This window comes from Pontixanthobacter luteolus (genome assembly GCF_009828095.1).
GTDB lineage: Bacteria > Pseudomonadota > Alphaproteobacteria > Sphingomonadales > Sphingomonadaceae > Pontixanthobacter > Pontixanthobacter luteolus.
Window position 1 is genome coordinate 272,519 of the sequence record NZ_WTYP01000002.1, and the last position, 25,568, is coordinate 298,086.

At 60.3% G+C, this 25,568-nt stretch carries 27 protein-coding genes; 13 read left to right on the forward strand and 14 right to left on the reverse strand.

Annotated elements, in window-relative coordinates; translation table 11 throughout:
* The first annotated feature begins 66 nt into the window (after positions 1-66).
* The 8 genes from pabB (at position 67) to GRI43_RS09860 (ending at position 6,657) form a co-directional block, all read left to right on the forward strand.
* Entirely contained in the window at positions 67-1,878 is a 1,812-nt protein-coding gene (gene pabB, locus GRI43_RS09825; protein ID WP_160730946.1) for an aminodeoxychorismate synthase component I, read from the forward strand.
* Positions 1,875-2,561, forward strand: a complete 687-nt coding sequence (locus GRI43_RS09830; RefSeq protein ID WP_160730947.1) for an RluA family pseudouridine synthase — start codon at positions 1,875-1,877, stop codon at positions 2,559-2,561. The genes pabB and GRI43_RS09830 overlap by 4 nt, the downstream gene beginning before the upstream one ends.
* A complete protein-coding gene (gene arfB / locus GRI43_RS09835; RefSeq protein ID WP_160730948.1) occupies positions 2,554-2,967 on the forward strand; it encodes an alternative ribosome rescue aminoacyl-tRNA hydrolase ArfB in 414 nt (137 codons plus the stop codon). Before GRI43_RS09830 ends, arfB begins: the two co-directional genes overlap by 8 nt.
* A 117-nt stretch (positions 2,968-3,084) precedes the next feature.
* Entirely contained in the window at positions 3,085-3,252 is a 168-nt protein-coding gene (rpmG, locus tag GRI43_RS09840; protein ID WP_160601956.1) for a 50S ribosomal protein L33, read from the forward strand.
* Between the two features lie 82 nt (positions 3,253-3,334).
* Complete coding sequence (locus GRI43_RS09845; RefSeq protein WP_160730949.1) at positions 3,335-3,997, forward strand: LolA family protein; 663 nt, start codon at positions 3,335-3,337, stop codon at positions 3,995-3,997.
* 292 nt (positions 3,998-4,289) lie between these two features.
* On the forward strand, positions 4,290-5,084 hold the full coding sequence (gene xth / locus GRI43_RS09850; protein ID WP_160730950.1) for an exodeoxyribonuclease III: 795 nt from the start codon (positions 4,290-4,292) through the stop codon (positions 5,082-5,084).
* Positions 5,085-5,248: 164 nt separating this feature from the next.
* Positions 5,249-6,151 carry a GTP cyclohydrolase II gene (gene ribA / locus GRI43_RS09855; protein WP_338090034.1) on the forward strand — a complete coding sequence of 301 codons (903 nt, stop codon included), beginning with the start codon at positions 5,249-5,251 and terminating at the stop codon, positions 6,149-6,151.
* Positions 6,148-6,657, forward strand: coding sequence for a GNAT family N-acetyltransferase (locus GRI43_RS09860; RefSeq protein WP_160730951.1), 510 nt, complete (start codon positions 6,148-6,150; stop codon positions 6,655-6,657). The genes ribA and GRI43_RS09860 overlap by 4 nt, the downstream gene beginning before the upstream one ends.
* Here the strand turns inward: GRI43_RS09860 and asd are convergent.
* Genes asd through recQ form a run of 4 tightly spaced genes read right to left on the reverse strand, consistent with a single transcriptional unit; the run spans position 6,630 to position 10,677 of the window.
* Positions 6,630-7,508 carry an archaetidylserine decarboxylase gene (gene asd, locus GRI43_RS09865; RefSeq protein WP_160730952.1) on the reverse strand — a complete coding sequence of 293 codons (879 nt, stop codon included), beginning with the start codon at positions 7,506-7,508 and terminating at the stop codon, positions 6,630-6,632. The genes GRI43_RS09860 and asd overlap by 28 nt on opposite strands.
* Positions 7,505-7,768: a DksA/TraR family C4-type zinc finger protein gene (locus GRI43_RS09870; protein ID WP_160730953.1), complete on the reverse strand. Its 264-nt coding sequence runs from the start codon at positions 7,766-7,768 to the stop codon at positions 7,505-7,507. Before GRI43_RS09870 ends, asd begins: the two co-directional genes overlap by 4 nt.
* Before the next feature lie 45 nt (positions 7,769-7,813).
* Positions 7,814-8,809 carry a right-handed parallel beta-helix repeat-containing protein gene (locus GRI43_RS09875; protein ID WP_160730954.1) on the reverse strand — a complete coding sequence of 332 codons (996 nt, stop codon included), beginning with the start codon at positions 8,807-8,809 and terminating at the stop codon, positions 7,814-7,816.
* Positions 8,810-8,844: 35 nt separating this feature from the next.
* Positions 8,845-10,677, reverse strand: coding sequence for a DNA helicase RecQ (gene recQ / locus GRI43_RS09880; protein ID WP_160731682.1), 1,833 nt, complete (start codon positions 10,675-10,677; stop codon positions 8,845-8,847).
* Positions 10,678-10,826: 149 nt separating this feature from the next.
* On the opposite strand from recQ, the gene GRI43_RS09885 reads away from it, so the two are divergent.
* The 3 genes from GRI43_RS09885 to GRI43_RS09895 all read left to right on the forward strand — a co-directional run bounded on the left by GRI43_RS09885 (position 10,827) and on the right by GRI43_RS09895 (position 12,773).
* Positions 10,827-11,183, forward strand: a complete 357-nt coding sequence (locus tag GRI43_RS09885; RefSeq protein ID WP_160730955.1) for a hypothetical protein — start codon at positions 10,827-10,829, stop codon at positions 11,181-11,183.
* A gap of 99 nt (positions 11,184-11,282) precedes the next feature.
* Positions 11,283-11,483, forward strand: a complete 201-nt coding sequence (locus tag GRI43_RS09890) for a hypothetical protein (RefSeq protein ID WP_160730956.1) — start codon at positions 11,283-11,285, stop codon at positions 11,481-11,483.
* A gap of 57 nt (positions 11,484-11,540) precedes the next feature.
* Positions 11,541-12,773: a CoA transferase gene (locus GRI43_RS09895; protein WP_160730957.1), complete on the forward strand. Its 1,233-nt coding sequence runs from the start codon at positions 11,541-11,543 to the stop codon at positions 12,771-12,773.
* Positions 12,774-12,793: 20 nt separating this feature from the next.
* Here GRI43_RS09895 and ppk2 read toward each other — a convergent pair whose 3' ends face one another.
* A complete protein-coding gene (ppk2, locus tag GRI43_RS09900; protein WP_160730958.1) occupies positions 12,794-13,573 on the reverse strand; it encodes a polyphosphate kinase 2 in 780 nt (259 codons plus the stop codon).
* A 58-nt stretch (positions 13,574-13,631) separates the two neighbouring features.
* On the opposite strand from ppk2, the gene phhA reads away from it, so the two are divergent.
* Positions 13,632-14,573 carry a phenylalanine 4-monooxygenase gene (gene phhA / locus GRI43_RS09905; protein ID WP_235903780.1) on the forward strand — a complete coding sequence of 314 codons (942 nt, stop codon included), beginning with the start codon at positions 13,632-13,634 and terminating at the stop codon, positions 14,571-14,573.
* A 6-nt stretch (positions 14,574-14,579) separates the two neighbouring features.
* On the opposite strand, the gene GRI43_RS09910 is transcribed toward phhA, so the two are convergent.
* From GRI43_RS09910 to GRI43_RS09925, 4 genes are all read right to left on the reverse strand, one after another.
* Positions 14,580-14,840, reverse strand: coding sequence for a GlsB/YeaQ/YmgE family stress response membrane protein (locus tag GRI43_RS09910; protein ID WP_160730959.1), 261 nt, complete (start codon positions 14,838-14,840; stop codon positions 14,580-14,582).
* A 74-nt stretch (positions 14,841-14,914) separates the two neighbouring features.
* Positions 14,915-15,709, reverse strand: coding sequence for an undecaprenyl-diphosphate phosphatase (locus GRI43_RS09915; RefSeq protein ID WP_160730960.1), 795 nt, complete (start codon positions 15,707-15,709; stop codon positions 14,915-14,917).
* Positions 15,710-15,859: 150 nt separating this feature from the next.
* On the reverse strand, positions 15,860-18,001 hold the full coding sequence (locus GRI43_RS09920) for a M13 family metallopeptidase (protein ID WP_160730961.1): 2,142 nt from the start codon (positions 17,999-18,001) through the stop codon (positions 15,860-15,862).
* A gap of 121 nt (positions 18,002-18,122) precedes the next feature.
* A complete protein-coding gene (locus GRI43_RS09925; RefSeq protein WP_235903781.1) occupies positions 18,123-19,853 on the reverse strand; it encodes an ABC transporter transmembrane domain-containing protein in 1,731 nt (576 codons plus the stop codon).
* A 277-nt stretch (positions 19,854-20,130) separates the two neighbouring features.
* Between GRI43_RS09925 and GRI43_RS09930 the strand changes: the two genes are divergently transcribed.
* The gene (locus GRI43_RS09930) at positions 20,131-21,351 is read left to right on the forward strand and encodes a polyhydroxyalkanoate depolymerase (RefSeq protein ID WP_160730963.1); all 1,221 of its coding nucleotides are present in this window, start codon (positions 20,131-20,133) and stop codon (positions 21,349-21,351) included.
* 18 nt (positions 21,352-21,369) lie between these two features.
* Here the strand turns inward: GRI43_RS09930 and GRI43_RS09935 are convergent, their stop codons facing one another.
* From GRI43_RS09935 to GRI43_RS13890, 5 genes are all read right to left on the reverse strand, one after another.
* Positions 21,370-21,981, reverse strand: a complete 612-nt coding sequence (locus GRI43_RS09935) for a DUF4126 domain-containing protein (protein WP_160730964.1) — start codon at positions 21,979-21,981, stop codon at positions 21,370-21,372.
* Positions 21,982-22,063: 82 nt separating this feature from the next.
* Positions 22,064-23,242 carry an acetyl-CoA C-acyltransferase gene (locus GRI43_RS09940; RefSeq protein ID WP_160730965.1) on the reverse strand — a complete coding sequence of 393 codons (1,179 nt, stop codon included), beginning with the start codon at positions 23,240-23,242 and terminating at the stop codon, positions 22,064-22,066.
* Positions 23,243-23,299: 57 nt separating this feature from the next.
* Positions 23,300-23,749, reverse strand: coding sequence for a MaoC family dehydratase (locus GRI43_RS09945; protein ID WP_160730966.1), 450 nt, complete (start codon positions 23,747-23,749; stop codon positions 23,300-23,302).
* A gap of 167 nt (positions 23,750-23,916) precedes the next feature.
* Entirely contained in the window at positions 23,917-25,335 is a 1,419-nt protein-coding gene (locus GRI43_RS09950; protein ID WP_160730967.1) for a DUF5935 domain-containing protein, read from the reverse strand.
* Entirely contained in the window at positions 25,328-25,489 is a 162-nt protein-coding gene (locus tag GRI43_RS13890) for a hypothetical protein (protein ID WP_202391694.1), read from the reverse strand. The genes GRI43_RS09950 and GRI43_RS13890 overlap by 8 nt, the downstream gene beginning before the upstream one ends.
* Positions 25,490-25,568: the final 79 nt, after the last annotated feature.

Here is a 25,568-nt window from a genome sequence, read left to right on the forward strand (position 1 = left end):
TGGCGCAGACACTGACTTGCGGTCAAGTATCTCGACTTGCGCGGCCAAGACGCTAAGGCTGGGCGAATGGCCGAACCTGAGCCCTTTGTACTGCTGGACGATGCGCGAGAAGACGGCGCAGCAGACGCGCATATCTTCGAAAAACCGGCCAGGATATTCGCCGCTAGGCGCGCCTCGGAAGTCGCCGATGTGCTCGCTGCTGCCGATGCCGAACGGGAAAAGACCGGCGGAACGCTGGCCGGGTATATCGCTTATGAAGCGGGTCTGGCGTTGGAGCCGCGCCTCACCGGCCTTGCCGATAAGCGTGCAGGCGGAAACGGCCCGCTGGTCTGGCTTGGCCTGTTCGAGAAAGAGCATATCCTGCCGCCGGATGCGGTTCACGACTGGCTGGCCGAGAGAGCGCAAGGCGGCGCTTCGATCGGGCCGCTTGACCCGCAATTGTCGCCCGGCGGCTATGTTGCCGCGTTCGAGAAGATGCAGGATGCGATTCGCGCCGGCGACATTTATCAGGCCAACCTCACCTTCCCGCTTGCAGGTTCATATCGCGGTGATCCGGTGGCGCTGTATTCGGCGCTCCGGCCAGCGGCGAACGCCGGTTATGGCGGGCTGATATTCGACGGCTCGCATTGGCTTCTCAGCCTGTCGCCGGAACTGTTTTTCTCCCTCCACGGAGACGCGGCCAAAGTTAAGCCGATGAAGGGCACGCGCCCACGTGGGCCGACGCCCGATGCGGACAAGGCGCTTGAGAAAGAACTCGCCGGGTCGGTCAAGGACAAGGCCGAGAATCTGATGATCGTCGATCTGATGCGCAACGATTTGTCGCGCGTTGCCGATGCCGGCAGCGTGCAGGTCGATGCGCCGTTCGCAATCGAAAGCTATCCGACAGTCCATCAGATGGTCTCGACCGTTCGGGCAAGGCTGAGCGAGGGCAAGACCGCCAGCGATCTGATCCGTGCGATATTCCCCTGCGGATCGATTACAGGCGCACCGAAAATCCGGGCGATGGAGCTGATATCAGGGGCCGAACGTGATGCGCGCGGCCCGTATTGCGGCGCAATCGGGCGGATTGGCCCAGATGGCGATGCCGCCTTCAACGTCGCAATCCGCACCTTGCGGCTTACCCCGGTCGAGAACGAACGCGGCACTGCGGTGCTGGGCGTCGGATCCGCCATCGTGGCCGACAGCCAGCCGATGGATGAATGGCGCGAGAGCATCCTCAAAGGCGGTTTTGCGCGCCAATCCTCACCAGCGCACAGCGCGCCGCAGTTCGATTTGATCGAAACCATGCTGTTCGATCCTGAGAGCGGAATCGAACTTCTCGAACTGCATCTGGAACGGATGAAGTCGAGCGCGGCGGAGCTGGGTTTCTCTTTCGACAGGCACGCGGCGCGCAACCAGATTCATGCGCTGTGTTTCGAACTGGAAAAACGTTCGAAAGTCCGCCTGCTCGCCGCCCGCAGCGGCGCGACCTCGCTGACCACGAGCGAACTGCCCGTGGGCGCTTCCGGCACATTTGACTGCATCGCCCTGCCGATCCCGGTTGATCCGGCTGACTGGAGGCTGCGGCACAAGACAACCGATCGCGGATTTTATCAGGACGCGCTGGCCGCAGCGCAGGATGCCGATGCGCGCGAAGCGATCCTTGTGCGCGGCGACGGCCTTGTAACAGAAGGTAGCTGGACCAATATCTTCGTTGAACGCGGCGAGACGCTGCTCACCCCGCCAGCTTCACTCGGATTGCTGCCGGGTGTCCTGCGCCGCTCGCTGATTGAAAGCGGCCGCGCGCAAGAGGCGGAGCTGACACTCGACGATCTTGAAAACGGCTTCCTGCTCGGAAACGCAGTGCGCGGCCTCATTCCCGGAAAGCTGAAACAATGATTTCTCCCCCTGTGCTCGCGCAAATCCCGATTGTTTACGAAGACGGCGAAGCGCTGGTTATCGACAAGCCCGCCGGTCTGCCGGTCGATCCGCCGCGCAATGGCGGAACCTGTCTGGCGGATTATTACGAAGGGCTGAAACTGGGCTTCATGCGGCCGCCCGTGGCAGTGCACCGCCTGGATACCGACACGTCCGGCTGCCTTCTGCTCGCGCGCAACCCCAAGGCGGTGAAACGCTTTGCCCGCGCGTTCGAGGAACGGCTGGTCGCAAAACGCTATCTCGGGATTATCGGCGGCGAGCTGGACCAGGAAGAGGGCACGATCGACCTGCCACTGGGCAAAGTCAGCAGCGCCGAAATGGGCTGGCGCATGGTTCACGATCCTGACGGCAAGCCTTCGATTACACACTGGAAGGTGCTGAAGGTAGAAGGCGGCAATTCGCTAATTGAGTTCAGGCCTGAAACCGGGCGCACCCACCAGATCCGCGTCCATGCCGAATCGGGGCTGGGTAAACCATTGCTGGGCGATCCGGTTTATGGGCCAGAACACGGCAAATCGGTTGGCGCGCGGCGCACAATGTTGCACGCGTCCGCAATTACCGTTCAGCGCGCAAACAAGCCGGAGATTGCCGGAATCGCTCCGATGCCGGCCGATTTCATCGATCTCGGGTTTACGGATGGATGACCTGATCGAACGGGCGCTGTCGCAGGTCGAAGAAAGCTTCATCGCCAGTTCCGGCCCGGGCGGGCAGAACGTCAACAAGGTCGCGACGGCGGTGCAATTGCGCCTCAACGTGTTCGCGCTGCGCCTGAGCCCCCCGGTTTTCAACCGCTTGAAAACCCTCGCGGGGAACCGCATGACGTCCAAGGGCGAGATCATCCTTACGGCGCGGAATTACCGCACGCAGGAGGCGAACCGCGAAGACGCCCGTACACGTCTCACCCAATTGCTGGAGGAAGCCCGGAAAGAGCCGAAAAAACGCGCCAAGAGCCGGGTCAACCGGGTCGGCAAGGAAAAGCGGATCAAGGCCAAGAAGAATCGCGGAGAGGTGAAGGCCAATCGGGGCAAGGTCAGCCGGCGCGACTGGTGACACTGCTTGACTTTTCCCCGTGAATCACCCAATGGGCGCGCCGGAACGGCGGTGCTTACTCGCGCCGCCCTTATTTTTTCGGCCATCCCCGGCCTCATTCGATTTTAGGAATACGTCATGGCGAAGCCAGCAACCGTCAAGATCAAGCTCGTCTCGACTGCAGACACGGGCTTCTACTACACGACGAAAAAGAACCCGCGGAACATCACTGAAAAGATGACTTTCCGCAAGTACGACCCCGTCGTGCGCAAGCATGTCGAGTTCAAGGAAGCCAAGATCAAGTAAGCCACGGCTTGCTTGGTACCTGAACTGCGGGAACCGTATTAGTTCAGTGACGGTTCAACGCTCTGACGCTATCAGCCGGAGCATGAACACAATGACATCCCTTTCGAAAAAGCCACTGCTCGCCGCACTTGCCGGTGCAGTGGCTTTTGCTGTGCCTGCAACATCGTTTGTAGCACCGGCGCCCCTTGCCGCCCAGCAATCCGACCTCGACCGAGCGGTCACCGCAATCCGCGGGATCAGCACGATGAAGGCCGATTTCACGCAGACCGACCGCAACGGCCAGACCGTGGCGGGCGTGCTGACACTGAAAAACCCGGGCAAGATCCGCTTCGAATACGAAAAAGACGTTCCGCTTCTGGTCGTCTCCAACGGCAAATCGCTGACCATGATCGATTACGAGGTCAATCAGGTCCAGCGCTGGCCGATCAAGAAATCGCCGCTCGGTGCGCTGCTTGATCCCAGCCGCGACGTCGCGAAATTCGGCAAACTGGTGCAGACCGGAAATCGTGATGTCGTCAGCATCGAAGTGCGCGACAAGAGCCGGCCCGAATTCGGCGTGATCACGCTGATTTTCGTTCGCGACGGTTCAGCGCCCGGCGGGCTGCAGCTGACCAATTGGGTGGCGCTCGATTCGCAGAACAACCGCACCACGGTTCGCCTGCGGAATCACCGTTATGGAGTCGCGGTTTCTGACGGTGCTTTCACCTACAAGGACCCTCGCCGTTCATCTCGCCGCCCCAGATAATCATTTCACCGATTAGCCGCCTTGTCGCTGCGACGGGCTGCTGCTGATTGTTCATTGGCTAGAAAGCCTAACAGGCATATTCTCTGACTTAGCAAAGCAGCTGGAGACATTGGTTCCCCCCTGTTGCCTCAGTCTTCGGTACGGCTGCTTTGTCAAAGCGTGACGAACGCTAACATGGAACCCTCGTGTCAATGCCCCCGACACGAGGGTTTTTTGTTGCCCGGATGCGTTTCTGTGCGCGGCCCGCCCCGCCGCAATAGACACCGCCGCGCCGCATCCCTATCTCCTGCGCATGGTTTCTGTAGCTTCCTGGAATATCAATTCCGTCCGCCTTCGCATGCCGATCGTCGAACGTTTCCTGACTGAGCAATCGGTCGATGTCCTGTGCCTGCAGGAAATCAAATGCCAGGAACACCAGTTCCCCTACGAGGCGTTTCGCAAGCTCGGCTATGAGCATTTCGCGATCCACGGGCAGAAAGGGTATCACGGCGTGGCAACTGTCAGCCGGATCCCGCTTAAGGAATTCAGCCGCCATGACTGGCAGGACAATGGCGAGGCACGCCATGTCGGCGTGGAACTGACCGGTCCGGGGCAGGACATGGTGATCGAAAATGTCTACGTGCCTGCCGGCGGCGATGTGCCGGACCGCGAGGTAAATACGAAATTCGGCCAGAAGCTGGATTTTCTGGAGCGGATGACCCGTTGGGCTGATGCGATTGACAGACCGACGCTGATCGTCGGCGATTTCAATATCGCACCGCTCGAAAGCGATGTCTGGAGCCACAAACAGCTGCTCAAGGTTGTCAGTCACACCCCGCTCGAGGTCGAAACGCTGGGCAAGTTCCGCGATGCCCACGGATGGACTGATATTGGCCGCGAATTCATCCGCGATCCGGACCGCTATTACAGCTGGTGGAGCTATCGTTCGAAAGATTACCGTGTGGGCGACCGTGGGCGGCGGCTCGACCATATGTGGGCGTCCCCCGACCTCGCCAAGATGGCGACTGCGCATCATGTTCACGAAGACGCGCGCGGCTGGGAAAAGCCGTCTGATCATATCCCGCTGGTGACGGAGTTCGATCTCTGAGCGAGACAGGCCCTTCTGCTTCGCGGCGCGTTGCCCGCGCGGTCGATGCGCTGCGCCATGGGTGGGCAATCGAGATTGATGGCGGACCGCTGCTGCTGCCGGTCGAAACGGCCATAGCTGCGGACGCAAAATCGCCGCGAATGTTGATATCGGCAGCCCGTGCCGTGACTCTGAAGATGGCGAACCAGCGCGAGGCGGCAGCTCCGCACGCGCCGGTCCTGATCCGGGGTGCGGAGCCGTTCGACCTGCCGACGGCGCGCCCGATTGCAGATCCGGCGCTCGACCTGCTCAATCCGATGAAAGGTCCGTTCAAGGCCGAGCAAATCGAGTGGCAAACGCAGGCGGAAACGGCGATGGAGCTCGCGCGGATTGCGGGGATATTGCCGGCATTCCTGGTGGCACCGTCCGGCGCAGGCGAGGCGGAATGCTTGGTGTCCGGCGATCTCGCGGCATGGTCCGACACCGCCCAGCTTAGGATCGCGACCCAGGCCAGATTGCCGGTCAATGCGAGCGAGGACGCGCGTATCATCGCGTTCCGTAGCGCTGACGATCTGCGCGAACATGTCGCGCTGGTAATCGGGCAGCAATCGGCCGACTCGGTTCCGCTGGTGCGTTTGCACTCGGAATGCCTGACTGGGGATATACTGGGCAGTCTGAAATGCGATTGCGGTCCGCAGCTCGATGCGTCCCTGGCCGCAATGGCGAAGCAGGCCGATGCAGGCGGCTGGGGTATTCTGCTGTATCTGCGGCAGGAAGGGCGCGGCATCGGGCTGATTAACAAACTGCGCGCGTACCAGTTGCAGGATCAGGGTTTCGACACGGTCGAGGCGAACCAGAGGCTTGGCCTGCCAGATGAGGCACGAGATTTCCCTGTTGCCGCAAGGATGCTGGAACTGCTCGGCGTGAAATCGATCAAGCTGATGACCAACAATCCGAAGAAAGTCGATGCGCTGGCAAAGGCGGGGGTTACAGTGGCCGAACGCGTGCCGCACCAGCTACCCGACAACCCGCATAATCGCCGCTATCTGGCGGTGAAGCGCGACAAGTCGGGGCACTTGCTTACGTGAGTGCCGTTACCCTCAGGCCCGAAAGACCGGGCGATGAGCCATCCATTCACGCGCTGACCGAGGCCGCGTTTTTGGGCACGGCGTTCAGCGACGGTAGCGAGCCTGATCTGATTGGCCAGCTGCGCAGCGACGGTGATCTGGCGTTATCGCTGGTTGCGGAGCGAGCCGATCACGGCCTTGTCGGCCATATCGCGTTCTCGCGCGTAACAATCTCAAACAATAGCGCCGACTGGTATGGTCTGGGCCCGGTTTCGGTGCTGCCCGAATTCCAGCGCAGCGGGATAGGTACCGCATTGATCAATCAGGGCATAGCCGAACTGCGCCAAGCCGGTGCATGCGGCATCGTGTTGCTGGGTGATCCCGGGTATTACGCCCGTTTCGGCTTTGAGCACGATCCTCAGCTTAGCTATCCCGGGCCGCCAGCAGAGTATTTCCAGCGTCTGGTGCTGGATGGACCGCCCCCGTCAGGCGTAGTACACTATGCCGATGCGTTTTCCGCGGCTTGACGGGTAAATTTACCCAGCGATTGGCCCATGCGAACAACGGTCAACGGCTCCAGCCCTTCGGACCATTCGACTGTGCCGGGCTCAAACAGCAGGATAACGGTAGAACCGAGCAGGAACCGGCCCATTTCATCGCCAGCGGCAAATCTGGGTGCATCTTTGCCGGCCCGCGCAAAATCGGTGCGGATCACTTTCTTGCCATGGGGCTGCACCAGACCGCCCCAGACAGTCTCGATACTTGCCACGATCATCGCCCCCACCATCACGCTGGCAACAGCGCCGCGCGGCGTATCGAACACGCAGGATAGGCGTTCGTTGCGCGAAAACAGCCGCGGCACGGATTGCGCAGTCGCCGTGTTGACCGAAAACAGGTCGCCCGGGATATATGTCGTGTGATCAAGCGTGCCAGCCGCTGGCATGTGCACCCGGTGGTAATCGCTCGGCGACAAATAGATCGTTATAAAACTGCCGCCTTCGAATTTCTTCGCCAGTTCTTCGTCACCGCCAAGCAGTTCAGCCGCGGTGTAGCTTTGACCTTTGGCCTGAACGATGCGGCCCTGCTCGATTTTGCCGAGCTGGCTGACGGCGCCGTCGGCGGGACAGAGCACACGCTGCGTTCCATCTGCCAGCGGGCGCGAACCGGGCTTGAGCGCGCGGGTGAAGAAATCGTTGAAGCTGCGATATTCGCCCTCTGGACGGTCGGCCTGCGCCATATCGACGTTATAGGTTTTGATGAAGCGCCGGATCATCCGGTCGCGCAGCCACGCGCTTTCGCTGCGGGCGAATTTGCCAGCAATCTTGGTCAAGATATGCTGCGGGGCAATATGCTGCAGCCAGATAAAGGGGGAACTCATCGAAGCTGGCTATCCTTGCTGCCGCGCCGGTTGATGGCGCTGCGCTGCACTTGGCCATCGCGGGCCGATTGGCAAGCCACGCAGGTACGAGTTCCGGGTAAAGCCTTGCGCCGCTTCACCGGGATCGGCTCCCCGCAATCGTCGCAATATTTCGCGCCGTTGCCCTCGGGCATCCGCGCACGCGCTGCCTTGACAGCGTCGCTCACCGTGTCGTCGATTTGATCCTGTACGGCGCCATCGCGCGCCCATCCGCCTGCCATTGTAATCTCCTTGCCCAATCAACGGCGCAGAGAGCGACAATGTTCCTATCGGCGTTCGAAGCGCTGCAGGCCCTGACCCAGATTGTTGTCGCGGATCACCAGATCATCGCCTGACCAGTCCGCCACGAACACCGTGCTGCGGCGAACAGACGGCGCCAGCCGGGCATCGTTTCCGGCAATTTGCAGGCCTCTGGACGGATGCAGGCGGTCTTCTGCCCCGACCGCGATGAAGGCCGAATAATTTTCCTTGTCCTGCCCCTGCACGAACCAGTTGTTTGTGATCTGGCCGGTCGCTCCTGCGGGCAGGTCGATCATGTAATTCGTGCCCCGGCCCGCTGAATCGTCAAAGCTGGAAGACGCGATGTCGACCCGCGCCGCACGTGCTTTCACATAATGTCCGCCGCGGCCCTTTTCGAACCGGCTGCGGGTAACCCGCAAATGGCCATAATCGCCGATATAGATCGAATGCGCGCAGCCGCCGCTGCCTTCGCAGGTTCCAAGACCGGAGAATGTCGACTTGTCGATCACGATCCTGCCGCCGCTGTCGTTGGCGGTCAAAATCCCCTGCTGGCTGTTCATGAACCAGCTTTGCGCGACGGTCAGATTGCCTTGCTCCAGCCGGATGCCCGCGCCGTTGAAATCGGGAACCGCCATGTTGCGGAACACCAGACCTGAAACGCTGGCGTCCCGTCCGCGCAGGACGAGCGCCGCCTTGCCTTCGCAAGTCACACCGTCGAACACGGCTTTGCCAGGCTCACTCGCCATGTAAGAGATCGCGCCCGCTGCCTGGACCGCGCATTGCCGGTAGGTGCCCGGTGCAACCGCTATTGTGCCTGTGCCGCTGCCAATCGCGTCGACGGCCTGTTGCAGGCGGTCAAAACTGCGGCCTGTCTCGACCACCGTGAAACCGCCCCGGTCCTGCGCAAAAAGCGCGCCGGCAGGGATTGCTGCAATCGCAAGCGCTGCCAGAACCAGAATGAATTTCGATGATGGCCGGCTTACTGGATATTCGAGCGGCGAAGGGTGAGCATGGTCTTCCATGCCTCTCGCGATAGCGAAAAAGGGTTAATGCCCCGCTAAGGCTTTTGGCTGCGCACCACGGACAGGAATTCGCTGCCATATGCCTCCAGCTTTTTGCGGCCGATTCCGCTGATCTGGCCTAGCGCTGCAAGATCGGCAGGGCGCCGCGATGCAATTTCCCGCAAGGTGGCATCATGAAAGATGACATAGGGCGGCACCCCCTGATCCTGCGCAAGCTGGCGGCGCAGATCGCGTAATGCGTCAAACAGCGGGTCACCGACCGGATTGGCCGCCGAATTGCCGCGCCCGCGGCCTTTGCTGCGTTTGGGCGGGATTACGATCTCTACCGGAATTTCGCCCTTGAGGATCGCAGGGGCTTCACCGCCAAGGGCCAGCCCGCCATGTTCGGTGGCAACCAGTGCGCCGCGCGCCTGAAGCGCACGTGAAAGGGGTTGCAGCATGGCCGCCTCTTCCCCGGCAACAATACCGAACACGCTCAGTTGGTCGTGCCCGCGCCCCTCGATCCGATCGTCCACGCTGCCGGTCAGCACCTTCTGGATATGTCCAAACCCGAAGCTTTGCCCGGTCCGGTACACCGCCGACAGCAACTTGCGCGCAGTCTCGGTCGCATCGGTAACTTCCGGCGGACTGAGGCAATTGTCGCAATTTCCGCAGGTTTTTGGCGGATCTTCCCCGAAATGACGCAGCAGCACAGCGCGGCGGCAATGCGGCGTCTCGATCAGGCTCGCCAGCATATCGAGCCGCGCACGCTCGTCATTACGCCGCTGTTCGGGCATATCGCCCAGTCGTTGCCTGGCCTGGGCAAAATCGCCTGCGCCCCAATACATCACTGCCCGCGCAGGATCGCCGTCGCGCCCCGCGCGGCCCGTTTCCTGGTAATACGCCTCGATCGATTTCGGGATTCCGACATGCGCGACGAAGCGCACATCGGGTTTGTCGATTCCCATGCCGAACGCGATTGTCGCCACAATCACCATGTCTTCCGATGCCACGAATGCGGCCTGGTTCGCGGCGCGCACGCCCGGTTCCAACCCTGCGTGATAGGGCAGAACAGGCCGGCCTGTTTCCGCCGCCAGTTTTGCCGCGATATCCTCCACCTTGCGGCGGGTCGGCGCATAGACAATGCCCGGGCCGGGCTGTTCGTTCATCAGATCGACTAACTGGCGAACCGGGCTGTCACGGTGAGTGACCTGATAGCGGATGTTGGGCCGGTCAAACCCGGCGAGGACCAGCCCCTCCTGCGGGATGCCGAGCTGTTCCAGAATGTCCTGCCGTGTGCGGCGATCCGCAGTGGCGGTCAGCGCCAGCCGGGGCACTTGATCGAACCGGTCGAGCAGCGGCCTGAGCTGGCGGTAATCCGGGCGGAAATCATGCCCCCATTCGGAAACGCAATGCGCCTCGTCGATCGCAAACAGCGCAATCGGCGCCGCAGTCAGCAGGTCGCAGAATTGCGGCTGGGTCGCCCGTTCAGGCGCAACATAAAGCAGGTCGAGCTCGCCCGCGCGAAACGCATCCATCGTCTCGCGCCAATCGGCATCGGCACTGGTCAGCGTTGCGGCGCTGATCCCGTTGGCCCGGGCCGAACGCAGCTGATCATGCATCAGCGCGATCAGCGGAGAGATGACGATGCACGTCCCTTCCAGCATGGTCGCTGGCAACTGGTAGGTCAGCGACTTGCCCGCCCCCGTGGGCATGACCGCCAGCGCCGATTGGCCGTCCAGTATCCGGCTGACGACTTCGGCCTGCCTGCCCCGAAATGCATCAAAACCGAATACGCTGCGCAGCGTTGCCCGTGCGGTTTCGAGGGGCGCGCCGGATGCATCGCGGAGAGCAGCCTCGGGCGGACTGACTGGATCGGCGTCGTTCATCATGCCGCCCGCTATGGCAGAGCAACCGCCGGACTTGAATTCCACGCACGTCAAAATTGGATTTGCGGCGGGGATAAGCGGCGGCTAGTCTGGATTATCGCACCCGTAGCGTTACCGCGGGACCAGTTTTGATTTTGGGAGCACACCTGATGAAGAAGATCGCTTACACTGCATTCGTATCGTCCGCCGCGCTGGCGCTCGCCGCATGCGGATCAGCCGAAGACGCCTCCACCGAGGCAGAAGCGGAAAACGTGGAAATGGCAGCTGACGAAGCGTTGGAAGACGTTGTCGAAGAGCCTGCCGAAGACGCGGAAGCTGCCGCTCCTGACGATGCAGAGCAAAGCGTGTCGGAAGCTGTCGAAGCGGAAGCCGATGATGCCGGCGCTGCTGCCGCTGCTGCTGCTGCGGACGTGATGGCCGCCGCAGAAGGCGAAGCCAACGCAGTTGCCAGCGACGTTGCCGATGCAGTCGACGACGCCCAGGAAGACGCCGAAAGCGCGATGTAATCTGCCGCGTTCCACCCGGCTGGACAATTTGGGAAGCGGGCGAGTTGCACAGGCAGTTCGCCCGCTTTTCCTTTTCAAACGGTGCGCTATGGTGATGCCATGAGGAACCTCTTGATAATCGCTGCAGTGTGCCTGACGGCAGCCTGCGGGAAAGCCGATAACGAACCGGGGCCGGGCGGCGTGACGGTGGGCGAGGCCCGCGCACTGGACGAAGCCGCCGAGATGATCGAAGCACGGCGCCTGCCAGAAGCGGCGCTGGAGCAAGAATCCAGCGAAGAGCCGAAGCAGCAAACCGAATAACAAGCACCGACGCGCCCCTGCGTCACTGAATCAGCCAGCCAAACGAGTATCCCGCACATGTATCAGCTCCTGTCCGGACTTTCGGTTATCGAGGTTTCCAGTTTCGTCGCATCGCCAACTGCGGGGCTTTACTGCGCGCAGATGGGCGCCGAAGTGATCAGGGTCGACCAGATCGGCGGCGGATTGGACTATGATCGTTATCAGCTGACAGAGGCTGGCCGTTCGCTGAGCTGGGAAAACCTGAACCGGGCCAAAAAAAGCGTCGCGCTGGATATGCGAACCGGCGAAGGGCGCGAACTGGTTCAGGAACTTGCCCGCAAGACCGGTCAATTGATCACCAATGTTCCGGAAAAAAGCTTCCTCTCGCACGCGGTCCTCAAGGAAGGTCGCGGCGATATGATCACGGTGCGGATCATGGGCTGGGGCGATGGGCGCCAGGCGATGGATTTCACCGTCAATGCGGCCAGCGGATATCCGCTGATGACCGGCCCGGCGGAATGGGATCCTGCAACCGCCCCGCCGGTAAACCAGTTGCTGCCCGCATGGGATTTCCTGACCGGCGCGTATACCGCATTTACTCTGCTGGCAGCACTCCGGCACCGCGATGCAACCGGCGAAGGCGGCGAAATCCGCATTCCGCTGGGCGATGTGGCGATCGGCACGGTCGCCAATAGCGGCGCGATGGCGGAAATGCTCTATCGCGGATCGGACCGGCAGCGGCTCGGAAATGCGATATGGGGTGCGTTCGGGCGCGATTTCCGGTCGAAGGACGGTAAGCGCTTCATGGTTGCCGCGCTCACATCGAAACAATGGTCGGGACTGATCGAAGCATTCGGCGTGGCCGAACAGATCGCCGCCATCGAAGCGAGGCACGGTGTCGAATTCGCGCACAGTGATCACAACCGCTTCACTCACCGCGAAGAGCTTTTCACGCTGTTCCAGTCGGTTGCCGATACGATGGATTACGATACGCTGGCCGCGCGTCTGGCGGCAGCGGGTACCACGTTCGAAAGGTACCGGACGATGCACGAAGCGGCGACCGATCCGGAACTGGTCACCAACAACCCGTTGTTCGGGCCGTCGCCTGAAAATCCCAGCGGGTTTGAATATCCGGCACCCGGACCGTTCGCCAACCTGCCCCAGCAGGATCGCGGTGCGCCGAAACCCGCGCCCTATCTCGGGGCGAACAGCGAGGAAATCCTTGCCGAGCGGCTCGGGCTTGGATCGGGTGAAATCGGCAAACTAATCGATTCCGGTATCGTCTCAGGCAGCGACAAAGGCGATTTCTGAAGCGCCGGGTGGCCGCGCGGTCAATCGATCGGGAAATCGTCAATCGGCTCGATAACTGAATAGGTCTCTGTCATTGGAGCATGGCCGAGGTCAGGAAATTCCAACGCTGGCGGCTCTATATGGGTGTCCGGCAGCCGGTCGAGCAAATCGCGGATTAGCGTTAGCCGGCCGCGTTTCTGATCATTGAAATCGACCAATGTCCACGGGGCGTGTTCAGTATGCGTCGCCCGCAGCATTTTTTCGCGCGCATCGGTATAGGCCGCATATTTTTCCCGCGCGGCAAGATCGATAGGCGACAGCTTCCAGCGCTTGAGCGGGTCCTCCAGCCGCTCAGCCAGCCGTTCTTCCTGATTTGCCTGATCGGTGGTCAGCCAATATTTAAACAGCAAGATCCCGTCATCCACCAGCATCCGTTCAAATACAGGCGCCTCGGTCAGAAACTGGTCGACACGGCTTTGTTCGGTGAAACCCATCACCTGTTCCACACCCGCACGGTTATACCAGCTGCGATCAAACAGGACTATTTCACCTGCCGCCGGCAGATAGGGTGTGTAGCGCTGGAAATACCACTGGGTCATTTCCGCCTCGCTCGGCTTGGACAGCGCGACGATCCGGCATTGGCGCGGATTTAACCGCTGACTTACGGCACGGATTGCGCCGCCCTTGCCCGCGGTGTCGCGGCCCTCGAACACGACGCAGATACGCGCGCCTGTGTGCCGCGCCCAGCGCGCCATTGCGACCAGCTCTTCCTCAAGCGGCTCAAGCAAATCCTCGTATTCCTTGCGCTTCAGACTGGGCATTCCTGCTCTCCTAATTCCGCCTTAACCCGCGCGGCGATAAATGGTATCAATGGAAACTATGGCCACAATAGCAGAACCACAAAGCGATTTTACCACCCTGCCGGAGATGCCGGCCGATGTCTTCACCGCTCCGCTGAAAAAGCCCGGGCATCTGGGTGACGATTGGCTGGAACCGAGCCAGGCGCAGTATGATTCCGATCAGGATGCAATCTGGAACGACCTTTTCGAGCGTCAGATGGGTGTTCTGCCCGGACGCGCGGCAACCGCTTTTATGCAGGGGACCGAGAAGCTCGACCTGGGCCGTGGCGGCGTACCTGAATTCAAGCGATTGTCTGAAGAACTGGACGCGCTGACAGGCTGGAGCGTGGTTCCGGTACCGATGCTGATTCCTGATCACGTGTTTTTCTGGCATCTGGCAAATCGCCGTTTTCCGGCCGGAAACTTCATCCGCACACGCGAGACGTTCGATTACATTCAGGAACCCGATGTATTCCATGATGTGTTCGGCCACGTCCCCATGCTGACCGATCCGACCTATGCCGATTATATGCAGGAATACGGCAAGGCCGGATGGAAGGCGATGAAGTACAACCGCCTGAAGGCGTTGGGTGCGCTGTACTGGTACACGGTTGAATTTGGCCTGATCGAAGAACAAACGGGCGACATTCGCGCCTATGGTGCGGGTATCCTGTCAGGCCCGACCGAAGCCGTGTTTGCTGTGGAGGCGGAAAGCCCCAACCGGATCATGCTGAATGTCGATCGGGTCATGCGCACCGACTATGTGATCAGCGACCTGCAGCCGACATATTTCGTTATCGAAAGCTTTGAAGACCTTTATCGGCAGACCGTGGAGCGCGATTTCGACAAGCTTTATCGTAACCTGCCGCCGGCATTTACCTATGCCAATTCAGCGGTCATCGATGTGGATTATGTGGTGAACCGGGGAACGCAGGAATATCTCCTGCGTGGTGGCCGCGGAAGCGGCGCGAAGCCTGCCTAAAGCGGCTCAGAGCCCGGTGTTGAGATTGCGGCGCACCAGATGCGCCAGCGTGATGCACAGCACCGCGCCTAACGTCGCGGCAATCACCGATGCCCCGCTGACCGCGCTCAATGGAGAGCTGGACGCAGCATAAATGCCTGCGGCAAGCGCACCGAACACGCTGGCGGTGATGTAGAGCGCCTTCTCGCGCCGCTCGTGAACGGCGACGACGATCGAAGACAACCAGCCGAGGATGCCCCCGACAGCGAGAAGAATTACTAAACCCATTTCCATTTCCAAAATACGTTACAGTGAAGAAACGCGGGGAAACGGTGAATCGTTCCGGGATGCCAGAGTCTTGCCTAGAAGATGATCAATAGCGCGATACCGAGCGCCACCCGGTAAATCACGAATACAAGCATCGAGGCTTTCCTGAGGAAGTTCATCAGGAACACCATTGTCAGCAGTGCAGCGACAAAGGTGAACGCCCCGGTCAACAGCGCGTCCATCTGCATCTGTACGGACAAGTCAGCTAGGTCGAACGCCGCCAACAATCCTGCGCCTGCAACTGCCGGAATAGCCAGCAGGAAAGAAAAACGCGCCGATTCGAACCGGGAATAACCGAGCGCACGCGCTGCGGTCATGGTTGAACCTGACCGGCTGGTACCAGGGATCAGAGCCATCGCCTGTGCAATCCCCACCAGAACCGCGTCGCGCAGCGTCAGGTCTTCGTAGCTTTTGTCCTGGCGGCCCCAACGGTCAGCCGCACCCAGCAGCAGCCCGAAGATAATCAGGTTGGTTGCCACCAGGTCGGTCGTCCGGAACCCCTCCATATAACCGCCGGTCTTCAGGAACAGGCCGGCGATCACCGCCGGGATCGTACCGGCGAGCACCCACATGAACAGCTTGCGCTGGACCGGATTGTCACCCAGCCCGATTGTCGCAAAACCGCCGCGGGCGAGACCCAGCACGTCCTTGCGGAAATAGATGATGATGGCCAGCAGCGACCCGATATGGACCGCAACGTCGATCAGCGGCCCCTGATCGGGAAGGTCCGTCAGATGCGGGATCAGGATCAGGTGCCCCGACGACGAAATCGGCAGAAATTCGGTAATGCCCTGAACGATCGCGATCAGAAGCTGCTGGAACAGTGTCATGGTCTGGCAGAATCCCTGCAAAAAGCCCGGGTAACACAGGCTCATAGAAAAGGCCGGATCGCACCACTGCAATCCGGCCCGTTCCATGGCCTTTTCAACCGTAGCAGGCAAGCCGTCTCGGCTCGCTGGTTCCGGATTTCAGGCTGGCTGTTACCAGATCGAAATGCGCTGTTCCGGGGGAATATACATCGCATTGTCGGGGGTCACGCCGAACGCTTCGTACCAGGCATCGATATTGCGAACGACGCCGTTAACCCGGTATTCTTCAGGGCTGTGGCTGTCGGTGCGCAGACGGTTGCGATAGTTTTCTTCGCGCTGCGCCGAACGCCATACCTGCGCCCATGCGAGGAAGAAGCGCTGATCGCCGGTCAGCCCGTCAATCACCGGCACTTCCTTGCCTTCGGTGGCGATCTTGTAAGCACGGTAGGCAAGGCTCAGACCGCCGAGGTCACCGATATTCTCGCCCAGCGTGAGACGGCCGTTGACGCACGTCTCGCCGTCATCGAGCGGGCAGAACGCATTGTACTGCTCGACCAGCGCATCGCCGCGCTCATCGAACGCTGCACGATCGGCATCTGTCCACCAGTTGCGCAGCATGCCGGTGCCATCGGACTTGGAACCCTGATCGTCGAAACCGTGGCCGATTTCGTGGCCGATCACACCGCCGATTGCGCCGTAATTGACCGCCGGATCAGCGCTGATGCCGAAGAACGGTTGCTGCAGGATCGCCGCGGGGAAGACGATCTCGTTCTTCGTCGGGTTGTAATACGCATTCACCGTCTGCGGCAGCATGAACCATTCGGTCCGGTCGATCGGACCGCCAAGATTGGCGATCATGTCGTTCCAGCCCCATTCGGCCGCAGCCATACGGTTGGCGAGGGGATTGTCAGGAACGATCTCCAGACCTTCATAGGTTTCCAAATTATCGCGGTAGCCGATTTTCGGATCGAAGCTGTTCAGCTTGTCCATCGCCTGCTTCTTCGTTTCTTCGCCCATCCAGTCGATGTCATCGAGGCTTTGAGCGAGAGCGACGCGCAGGTTTTTGACCAGCTCGTCCATCGCAGCCTTGTTCTCCGGCGGGAAGTAACGCTCGACATAGGACGCGCCCACCAATTCACCCAGCGCACCTTCGGTTTCGGCGATGGCGCGTTTCCAGCGTGCGCGCTGTTCAGGCGTGCCGCGCAGGGTTTGGCCAAAGAAAGCAAAATTGGCTTCGTCGAACCGGGTCGGGAGCACTTCTGCATTGGACGAAAGGAAGCCTTTGACCGTCCATGCTTGAAGCACTTCGAGCGGAGTGTTGGCTGCCAGATCGAACATCGCAGGCATACCGCCGCCAATCTTGGCAAGGGTTTCCTCGTCCAGGCCGAGTTCGCCGGCGCGTTCAGCGCTAGGGGGCAGGTCGCTGACAACGAACCGGTCGGTATCTGCAAATCCGCTGGCTGTCAGCATCGCGGCGAGCGGGAAACCGCTGGCCAGATCCGCCAGTTCATCGGCCGTCACAGCATTGTATGTCAGATCGCGGTTGCGCCGAGTGGCGCGGTCCCAGCTGACCTTGCGTGCGATGGCATCTTCGAAATCGTAAACTGCCTGCGCGGTCGCTTCCGGATCGTCATAGCCGGCTTCCTTGAACAGGAATGCCATGTATTCGCGGTACTTGGCCTGGATTTCCTGGCCCTTCTCGGTTTCGTCGAGATAATAATCCCGGTCCGGCAGGCCAAGGCCGCCGGCGCCGACATAAACCGAATAACGGGTCGGTTCCTTCGCATCGACATTCACATAACCGCCCAGAGGCGAGGAATAACCCGGCGTACCCCACAGCGTGGCGAGAGCCGCCAGCGTATCCGCACCCTGGATTGTGTCGATATATGGCTGCGCCATTGTCAGGCCAGCCGCGTCAATCGCCTCGGTATCAAGGAAAGCGTTGTAAGCATCGACTATGCGCTGTTCAGAGGCGCTCAGGCTGCCGTCACGGGAAACCAGTTCGTCCACCAGTGCTTTCACATCAGTGGTCGATTTTTCCCGCAAAAGGTTGAATGCGCCGAAGCGTGAAAATTCGGCGGGCAGCGGGTTCGCATCCAGCCAATCCTGATTGACGTATGCGAAAAAGTCATCACCCGGATTGATCGTGTCGCTCAGCAATTCGGGATCAACACCCCATTCCCCAAAGCTCATGGTCGGGGTTGCAACAACCTCTTCCTTCTTATCCATTTCACCGTGATGTTCGGCCATCGCCGGGGTGGCGGCGATCAACGCAACGGCGCTCGCGCCTGCGGCAAGAATTGTGCGAATCATGTGATTTGTGCTCCCAAAGAATCAGTCCCAGACAGTCCAGCCGGACTATCGATTGAGTGTGTCATACCGCATGCGGTAATTTCCAGCCGACATTCATCGGTTTGATATGCAGCTTGGTCGATTAAGCCGCTTCGCTGGACGCGAATTGCAGGGCCGCCAGCCTGCTGTAAAGCCCGCCAGCATCAGACAATTGCTGGTGCGTGCCCTGCTCAACGATCTGGCCGTCTTCCAGCACCACAATCCGGTCGGCAGCACGCACGGTTGCAAGGCGGTGCGCGATGACAAGCGTAGTGCGGCTCTGCATCAGCCGGTCGAGTGCCTGCTGGACCAATTGTTCGCTTTCAGCGTCTAGCGCGCTTGTTGCTTCGTCCAGCAGCAGAACCGGAGCGTCGCGCAGTAGAGCGCGTGCAATGGCGATACGCTGCTGCTGGCCGCCCGACAGCCGCGTGCCGCTTTCGCCCAGATAGGTATCCAGCCCGTTCGGCAGATCTCGCAGGAAAGACTCGGCATTGGCAGCCCGTGCCGCTTCCCAGATTTCTTCGTCATTGGCATCCCACTGGCCGTAACGCAGATTGTCGCGGGCGTTGGAGGAGAACAGCACTCCATCCTGCGGGACCAACGCAATACGCTTGCGAATCTCCGCCGGATCGGCGCTGGTCAGCGGCACGCCATCGATCCGGATGGTGCCCGCTTGCGGGTCGTAAAACCGTTCCGCCAATTGGAAGATGGTCGATTTGCCGGCACCTGAAGGGCCGACGATTGCAACCGTCTCGCCCGGCTCGACCTCAAGCGTGAAATCCTTGAGCGCAGCGGTGTCCAGCCGCGTCGGGTAACGGAAAGTGACATTGCGGAATGACAGGCTGCCGCGCGGCGGAACCGGCAGTTCCTGCGGCCGCTCTGGCGGGGCGATAGCGGGCCGTTCATTCAGCAGTTCGTTGAGCCGGCTTGCCGCGCCTGCACCGCGCAGTAGTTCTCCGTAAACCTCGGTAAGAGCGCCAAATGCGCCTGCCACTAGGCCGCCAGTGATCACGAATGCGGCGATGGTGCCTCCGCTGATGTCGCCTGTGGTGACGCCAACGGCGCCGCGCCACATTATCAGGGTGATCGAGCCGAAAATGAACAGGATGATGATCGACGTCATCAGGGCGCGCAGGAGAATCCGCTTTTTAGCGGTGTCGAATGTCGCCTCGACGGCATCGCCAAACCGGGCCTGTTCGCGCTTTTCCTGATTGAACGCCTGGACGATTTTCATCGCGCCCAGCGTTTCGGAGATGATCGCCCCAATGTCAGCCACACGGTCCTGGCTCGAACGCGAGATATTCCGAACCCGCCGGCTGAAAAACATGATCGGCCCGACGATCAGCGGAATACCGAGCAGCAGGCCCATGGTCAGCTTGGGAGCGAGGTAGAACAGGTAGATCGTCCCGCCGATCGCCATCAATATGTTGCGAAGAGCGACCGAAACCGTGGTCCCGACAACCACTTCGATCAGCCCGGTATCCGCGGTCATTCGGCTGGCGATTTCCTTGGGGCTGTTTTCTTCATAGAAGGCGGGCGCCAGTAGCAGCAGGTTTTCCTGCACCTTGCGGCGGATGTCGGCGACCACGCGCTCCCCAAGCCAGCTGACGAAATAGAACCGCAGCGCCGTGCCGATGGCCAGAACGCCGACGATCAGCAGCAGATATCGGAACCAGCGCCCGATTTCATCAGGATCGCCGCCAGCGGCAAAACCATAATCAATGATCAGCTTGAACCCGGCAGGAATCGCCAGCGTTGCACCTGCGGTAATCAGCAGCGCGACAAACGCCATTGCCACCTTGCCCGGATATTTGGCCGCTTCCGTCCAGATCATTTTGAGCGGGCCTAGCGTCTTGGCCGGCTTAGGCTCCGAATTTCCGGCCTTCTTGCCCCGTCCAAATCTCCTGCGCCCGGCAGGAGCCTGATCACTTTCTTGCAGTGTCTGATCCGCGTCCATTGCGCTGAAATAGGGAGTGCGATGGGGAAAATCCACCTGCACGGCGCGATATGAACGATAATCGCCTTCAGACGTTGCGCTTGGCAAGAAATAGGCTCATGGTGCAGTGCACAATAGGCCGTATCGGCCAACCTTTCGTCGCAGGGGACTTCATTTGCTTTATCACGCATACGAATTGCAGCGCGCCTGGATGTCCAGCGCAAGCGCCTGGGCATCGATCGGCGCTGAAATGCTGTCCAATCCCAAATTGCCGATGGGCTACATGGGCGTTGGCCCGATGGCGGCATCGGCGCTGGAAGTGTTCGCCCACGCAGCCGCCCCTTATGGCAAACCTGCATTCGGTATCGAAGCTGTGACGGTCGGCGGGAAACAACACCCCGTTTCCGAGGCGACAGTGGTGAACAAGCCCTTTGGCGATCTGAAGCGCTTTGTCCGCGAAGACCTGCCGGAAGGTGCGCCGAAATTGCTGATCGTCGCCCCGATGAGCGGACATTTCGCCACCTTGCTGCGCGGCACCGTCGAACGGATGGTCGACAGCTGCGAGGTCTACATAACCGATTGGGCAGACGCGAAAACTGTGCCGCTGCACGAGGGCAGCTTCGATCTTGATGATTATATAGATTATCTGATCGAATTCCTGGAGCATATCGGCCCCGGCGCGCACATGATGGCCGTATGCCAGCCATCTGTTCCGGCATTTGCAGCAACCGCGATTATGAACCGCGAAAACCACGAGTGCGCCCCGAAGACGCTGACCATGATGGGCGGACCGATCGACACGCGTGAGAGCCCGACGACGGTCAACGACCTCGCCATGGAACGTCCGATTGGATGGTTTCGCGAAACCGTGATTGCGACCGTGCCGCTTAGCCATCGCGGCGCGGGCCGGCGGGTCTATCCGGGGTTCCTGCAGCTGGCGAGCTTCATGAGCATGAATTTGGGCAGCCACATGCTGAGCCACTACGAAATGTTCAAACATCTGACCGCAGGCGATGATGACAGCGCCCAGGCGACCAAGGATTTCTACGACGAATACCGGTCTGTCTGCGACATGACGGCGGAGTTTTACCTCCAGACGGTCGAAGAAGTTTTCCAGACCCACGCGATCCCCAACGGCACGTTCGTTCACCGGGGGAAAATTGTCGACCTGCACGAGATTACCGAAACGGCCATTCTCGCGATCGAAGGCGAGCGTGACGATATCTCAGGGCTGGGACAGACGAAGGCCGCACTAAAGCTGGCAGACAAGCTGTCCGACAAGAAAAAGCGCTATTACATGGCCGAAGGTGCCGGGCATTACGGCATTTTCAACGGCAGCAAATGGCGTGAAAAGGTCGCCCCCGTGGTCGAGGAATTCATCGCCGAACACGGGTGATCTGCCCGCCCTTGCCAATCAGCGCGGTGGCGGGATTTCCTGAGGTTTTCCGAAGCTGAAGATACGCCTGATGATGCGGCGCGCGGTGATCAGCAGCCAGATCGTCAGGGCCAGCAGGACGGCTGCAATCGCTGCCGCCCAATACGGGTATTCATAGGCAGCGTATAACAGCCCCACAGTGGCAACATCTTCTGCGGTGGACACAGCGATATTCGAAACCGGTTCGGGGCTGGTGTTGACCACCGCGCGCGCACCGGCCTTGCCGCCATGCGCAGCCAGTGAAGCACCGCCGCCCAGCATGAACGCGATGACCTGCATGGCCGGGTCTGACGGATCGACAATTGCGAGCGCCAGCAAAGCGCCGCCGATCGGGCGCAGCAATGTATGAACCGTGTCCCATATCGTATCGAGCCACATGACCTTGTCGGCGAAGAATTCGGCAACCGCCCCAAGCGCGGCGATACCCATGACCCACGGATTCTCTAGAATCGCGAGGCTCGTCAGATGTTCCGGCACGGGCAGCGCATCCAGCCGCATCGCCAGACCGGTTGCAAAAATGCACAAATAAAGCCGCCAGCCCGCAAGCAGGCTGACGCTACCGGCGACACCAAGAATCTCTACAATACCCAAACGGCCCACCCTCCTGATCGGAGAATGGGCCGCTGGATAGTTTTAGGCAAGCCCGCCGCAATAGCGCGGGCCCGGCTACAGCTTAGAAGATCTCAAACAGACCCGCCGCGCCCATGCCGCCGCCGACACACATGGTGACGACGCCGTATTTCGCCTTGCGGCGCTGGCCTTCGCGCAGAACGTGGCCGACGCAGCGTGCGCCGGTCATGCCATATGGGTGACCGATAGAGATCGAGCCGCCGTTTACGTTCAGCTTGTCATTGTCAATGCCCAGCTTGTCGCGGCAGTAAAGCACCTGCACGGCGAAAGCTTCGTTCAGTTCCCACAGGTCGATATCGTCAACCGACAGGTCGAAACGCTCAAGCAGCTTGGGGATGGCGAAAACCGGGCCGATGCCCATTTCGTCAGGCTCGGTACCGGCAACGGCCATGCCGACATATCGGCCCAGCGGGTTGAGGCCGCGCTTTTCAGCTTCCTTGGCTTCCATCACGACAACAGCGGCGGAACCATCCGACAGCTGCGATGCGTTACCGGCAGTGATGGTCGTATCAGGGCCGAGAACCGGCTGCAGGCTTTGCAGGCCTTCGAGCGTGGTCGACGGACGGTTGCCTTCGTCCTTGGCGATGGTCACGTCCTGATCGGAAACCTCACCGGTTTCCCTGTCTTTCACCTTGTGGGTGGTGCTGACCGAAACGATTTCGTCGTCGAACAGGCCTGCTTCCTGCGCAGCGGCGGTGCGCTGCTGCGACTGGAGAGCGTATTCATCCTGCGCTTCGCGGCTGATGCCGTAACGCTGGGCGACGGTTTCAGCGGTCTGAAGCATCGGCATGTAAATCGCGCCGTGCATCGCCATCAGTTCCGGGTCCGGCATGACGCGCATTTCCGGGGTCTGAACCATGCTGATCGATTCCTGACCACCAGCTGCGACGATATTCATCCGGTCGGTGATGACCTGCTTCGCGGCGGTCGCGATAGTCATCAGACCCGAGGAGCATTGACGATCGATGGTCATGCCCGAAACGCTGATCGGGCAGCCTGCACGCAGCGCCACCTGACGGCCGAGGTTACCGGCCTGCGCACCCTGCTGCAAAGCGGCGCCCCACAGCACGTCATCGATTTCGCCCGCTTCAATGCCAGCGCGTTCGATGGCGGGCTTGAGTGAGTACGAACCGAGCGTTGCGCCAGGGGTGGAATTGAAAGCGCCCTTATAGGCTTTGCCCATACCGGTACGGGCGGTTGAAACGATTACTGCGTCGCGCATGGCGAACTCCTTCTTTGGTCGTGATTCGGTCGATTTTCCTGGGGAGGGGGTGGAAAATCAGACGAACAGCATGGTGATCCATTCGCAGATCAGGGCGGGTTTATCTTCGCCTTCGATCTCGATCGTGATTTCGCAGGTCTGCTGCCACTGGCCGGGACGCTTCTCTACCATTTCGGTCAGTTTCCAGTGGCCGCGAATGCGCTTGCCGCTGCGGACCGGGGAAATGAAGCGGGTTTTGTTTCCGCCATAATTCACGCCCATCTTCACGCCGTCGATCTTCGGAATATCCGAATTGGCCGAGAGATAGGGGATCATGGAGAGGGTCAGGAAGCCGTGTGCGATGGTGCCGCCGAACGGGGTCATCTTGGCCGCTTCTTCGTTGATGTGGATGAACTGGTGATCGCCGGTCGCGTCCGCGAACTGGTTGATCCGTTCCTGGCTCATTTCGGCCCATTCACTGGTTCCGATAACTTCGCCTGTCTTCGCTGCGATATCCTGTGGGGACATGTGCCTCTCCTTTGGCCGCTTGTGTGAAATCTGGCCGCTACATGGAGCATACAGGCGCAGAGCGCAACGCACTTTCCGTTAACGTCAACCTGACCTTACGGAATCGCGGGCCGCAAGACGGGCCAATTGCAGGAATAATCGGTCGGGCCGAAGCCCGGCACGCAGGATCAGGATGCGGCGGGCGCTTCCGGTTGGGCCGCAGCACGGCCATCAGCCGCCCTTTGCTCTCCAGACTGCAAGCGCGTTGAAGCCAGCTTCCGCTGTTTCGCTTGTTCCGGATCAGTCCGCTTGAGATAGCTCCACAATCCGCATTGCAGCGCAACCAGCATCAACACAAATGGCTGATAGGCGATGCCCTGAAACAGAGATCCCACGAGATAGATGATTTGCGCATATTGCAGCGCGGTTGCGAGCGGGGCCTGCCATTGCTGGTCCGGCCCGGTCCTGCCCCGCCAACGGCGGCGCAGCCGTTCCATCTGCCACAGTCCCAGCGCGTGCAGCCACAGCCAGAGAAACAGGCCCGGCCAGCCCTGTTCGCCGAGCATTTCGAAAATCGCCGAGTGATATGCGCGGCCGTTATCGGTCACCTCGCGGTATTCGACGGAAACTGTATTCCCGTCGAGATTCTCCTGCTTGACCGGCATGTCATAGGTGAACTTGTTTCCGCGATAGGCATCAAAACCCCCGCCCACCGGGTTGTCCTGCACATATTCAAGCGTCCATGTCCAAACCGCGACACGGGTCGAGGCGGACTGATCACCTTCATGACTGGTGATGGTCGACATCCGTTCGTAATAGCTTTGCGGAATGAACGGCAGCGCGACCAGAGCCAGCGCCGCGCCGGAAACGATAAACACCAGCCTGCGCTTCACATCGCGCATCGCCAGGCCGATCAGCACGGCGATACAGATCAGGCCTGTCCGCGCCTCTGTCCCGATTGGCATCAGCAAACATGCAAAGATCAGGGAATAGGCAAATGTCTTGACCCGCCAATCGGGTTTGAAAATTGTTCCGTGTTTCGTGAACCAGATAATTACGGGGATGCTACAGATGGCGACAGTCGCCAAGGTGGAGCTTTCGTAAATGCCGCTGTTGTCGTTGACGAAGAACAGGTTGCGTTCGTAGCCGCCGCCACCCAGCACGGTTTTCATACCCGCTGAAATCACGATCGCGGCAACCGTCAGGACCATCACCAGCAGCGCGCTTTCAATCCGCAGCCGGGTGATCATGGTGAAGGGCAGGAATATGGCGAAAAACAGCGCCTTCCATACCCACTGCCATTTCTCGTCCGCGAATTCGGGGAAGTCAGCATTGCCGGTGGTCCACATGCAATAAAGCAGCAGCACACCCATGATCGCCTGTCTTAGCGTGAATCGCGCTTCGCGCTTCGAATCGGTCAGCAGCCACCCTGCAAACGCCGCGCAGAAGGTGATCAGCGAGATCTGGATCGCGGGCATGATCGTGTAGCCCATCCGGCCCGGGCTGAGGATATCGACGTAGATATAGGCGAGCACCCAGATGAATGGTCGCCTGAAACCAATCAGCATGACCGACGCGATGAACGCGAACAGCGCAAGATCAATCATCGCCAGCAACCTCGCCCGATTGCCCGGAGTTACGAACTCTTCGACGCGACGGTTTCGCGTCGGTTTCCCGGTCCAGATCGTCCCGCCCGGCAATGCGGATCAGCGCAAGCAGGAGCAGGCCGTGGATCAGGGCAAGGGCGAAATAGTCGATCAAGGTGCGTAAAGCTCCGGTGGGTTGGACTGCCGCCCTAACAAGATGGAGTTGACGCGCCGTTAAGCTTGTTCTGGCATTC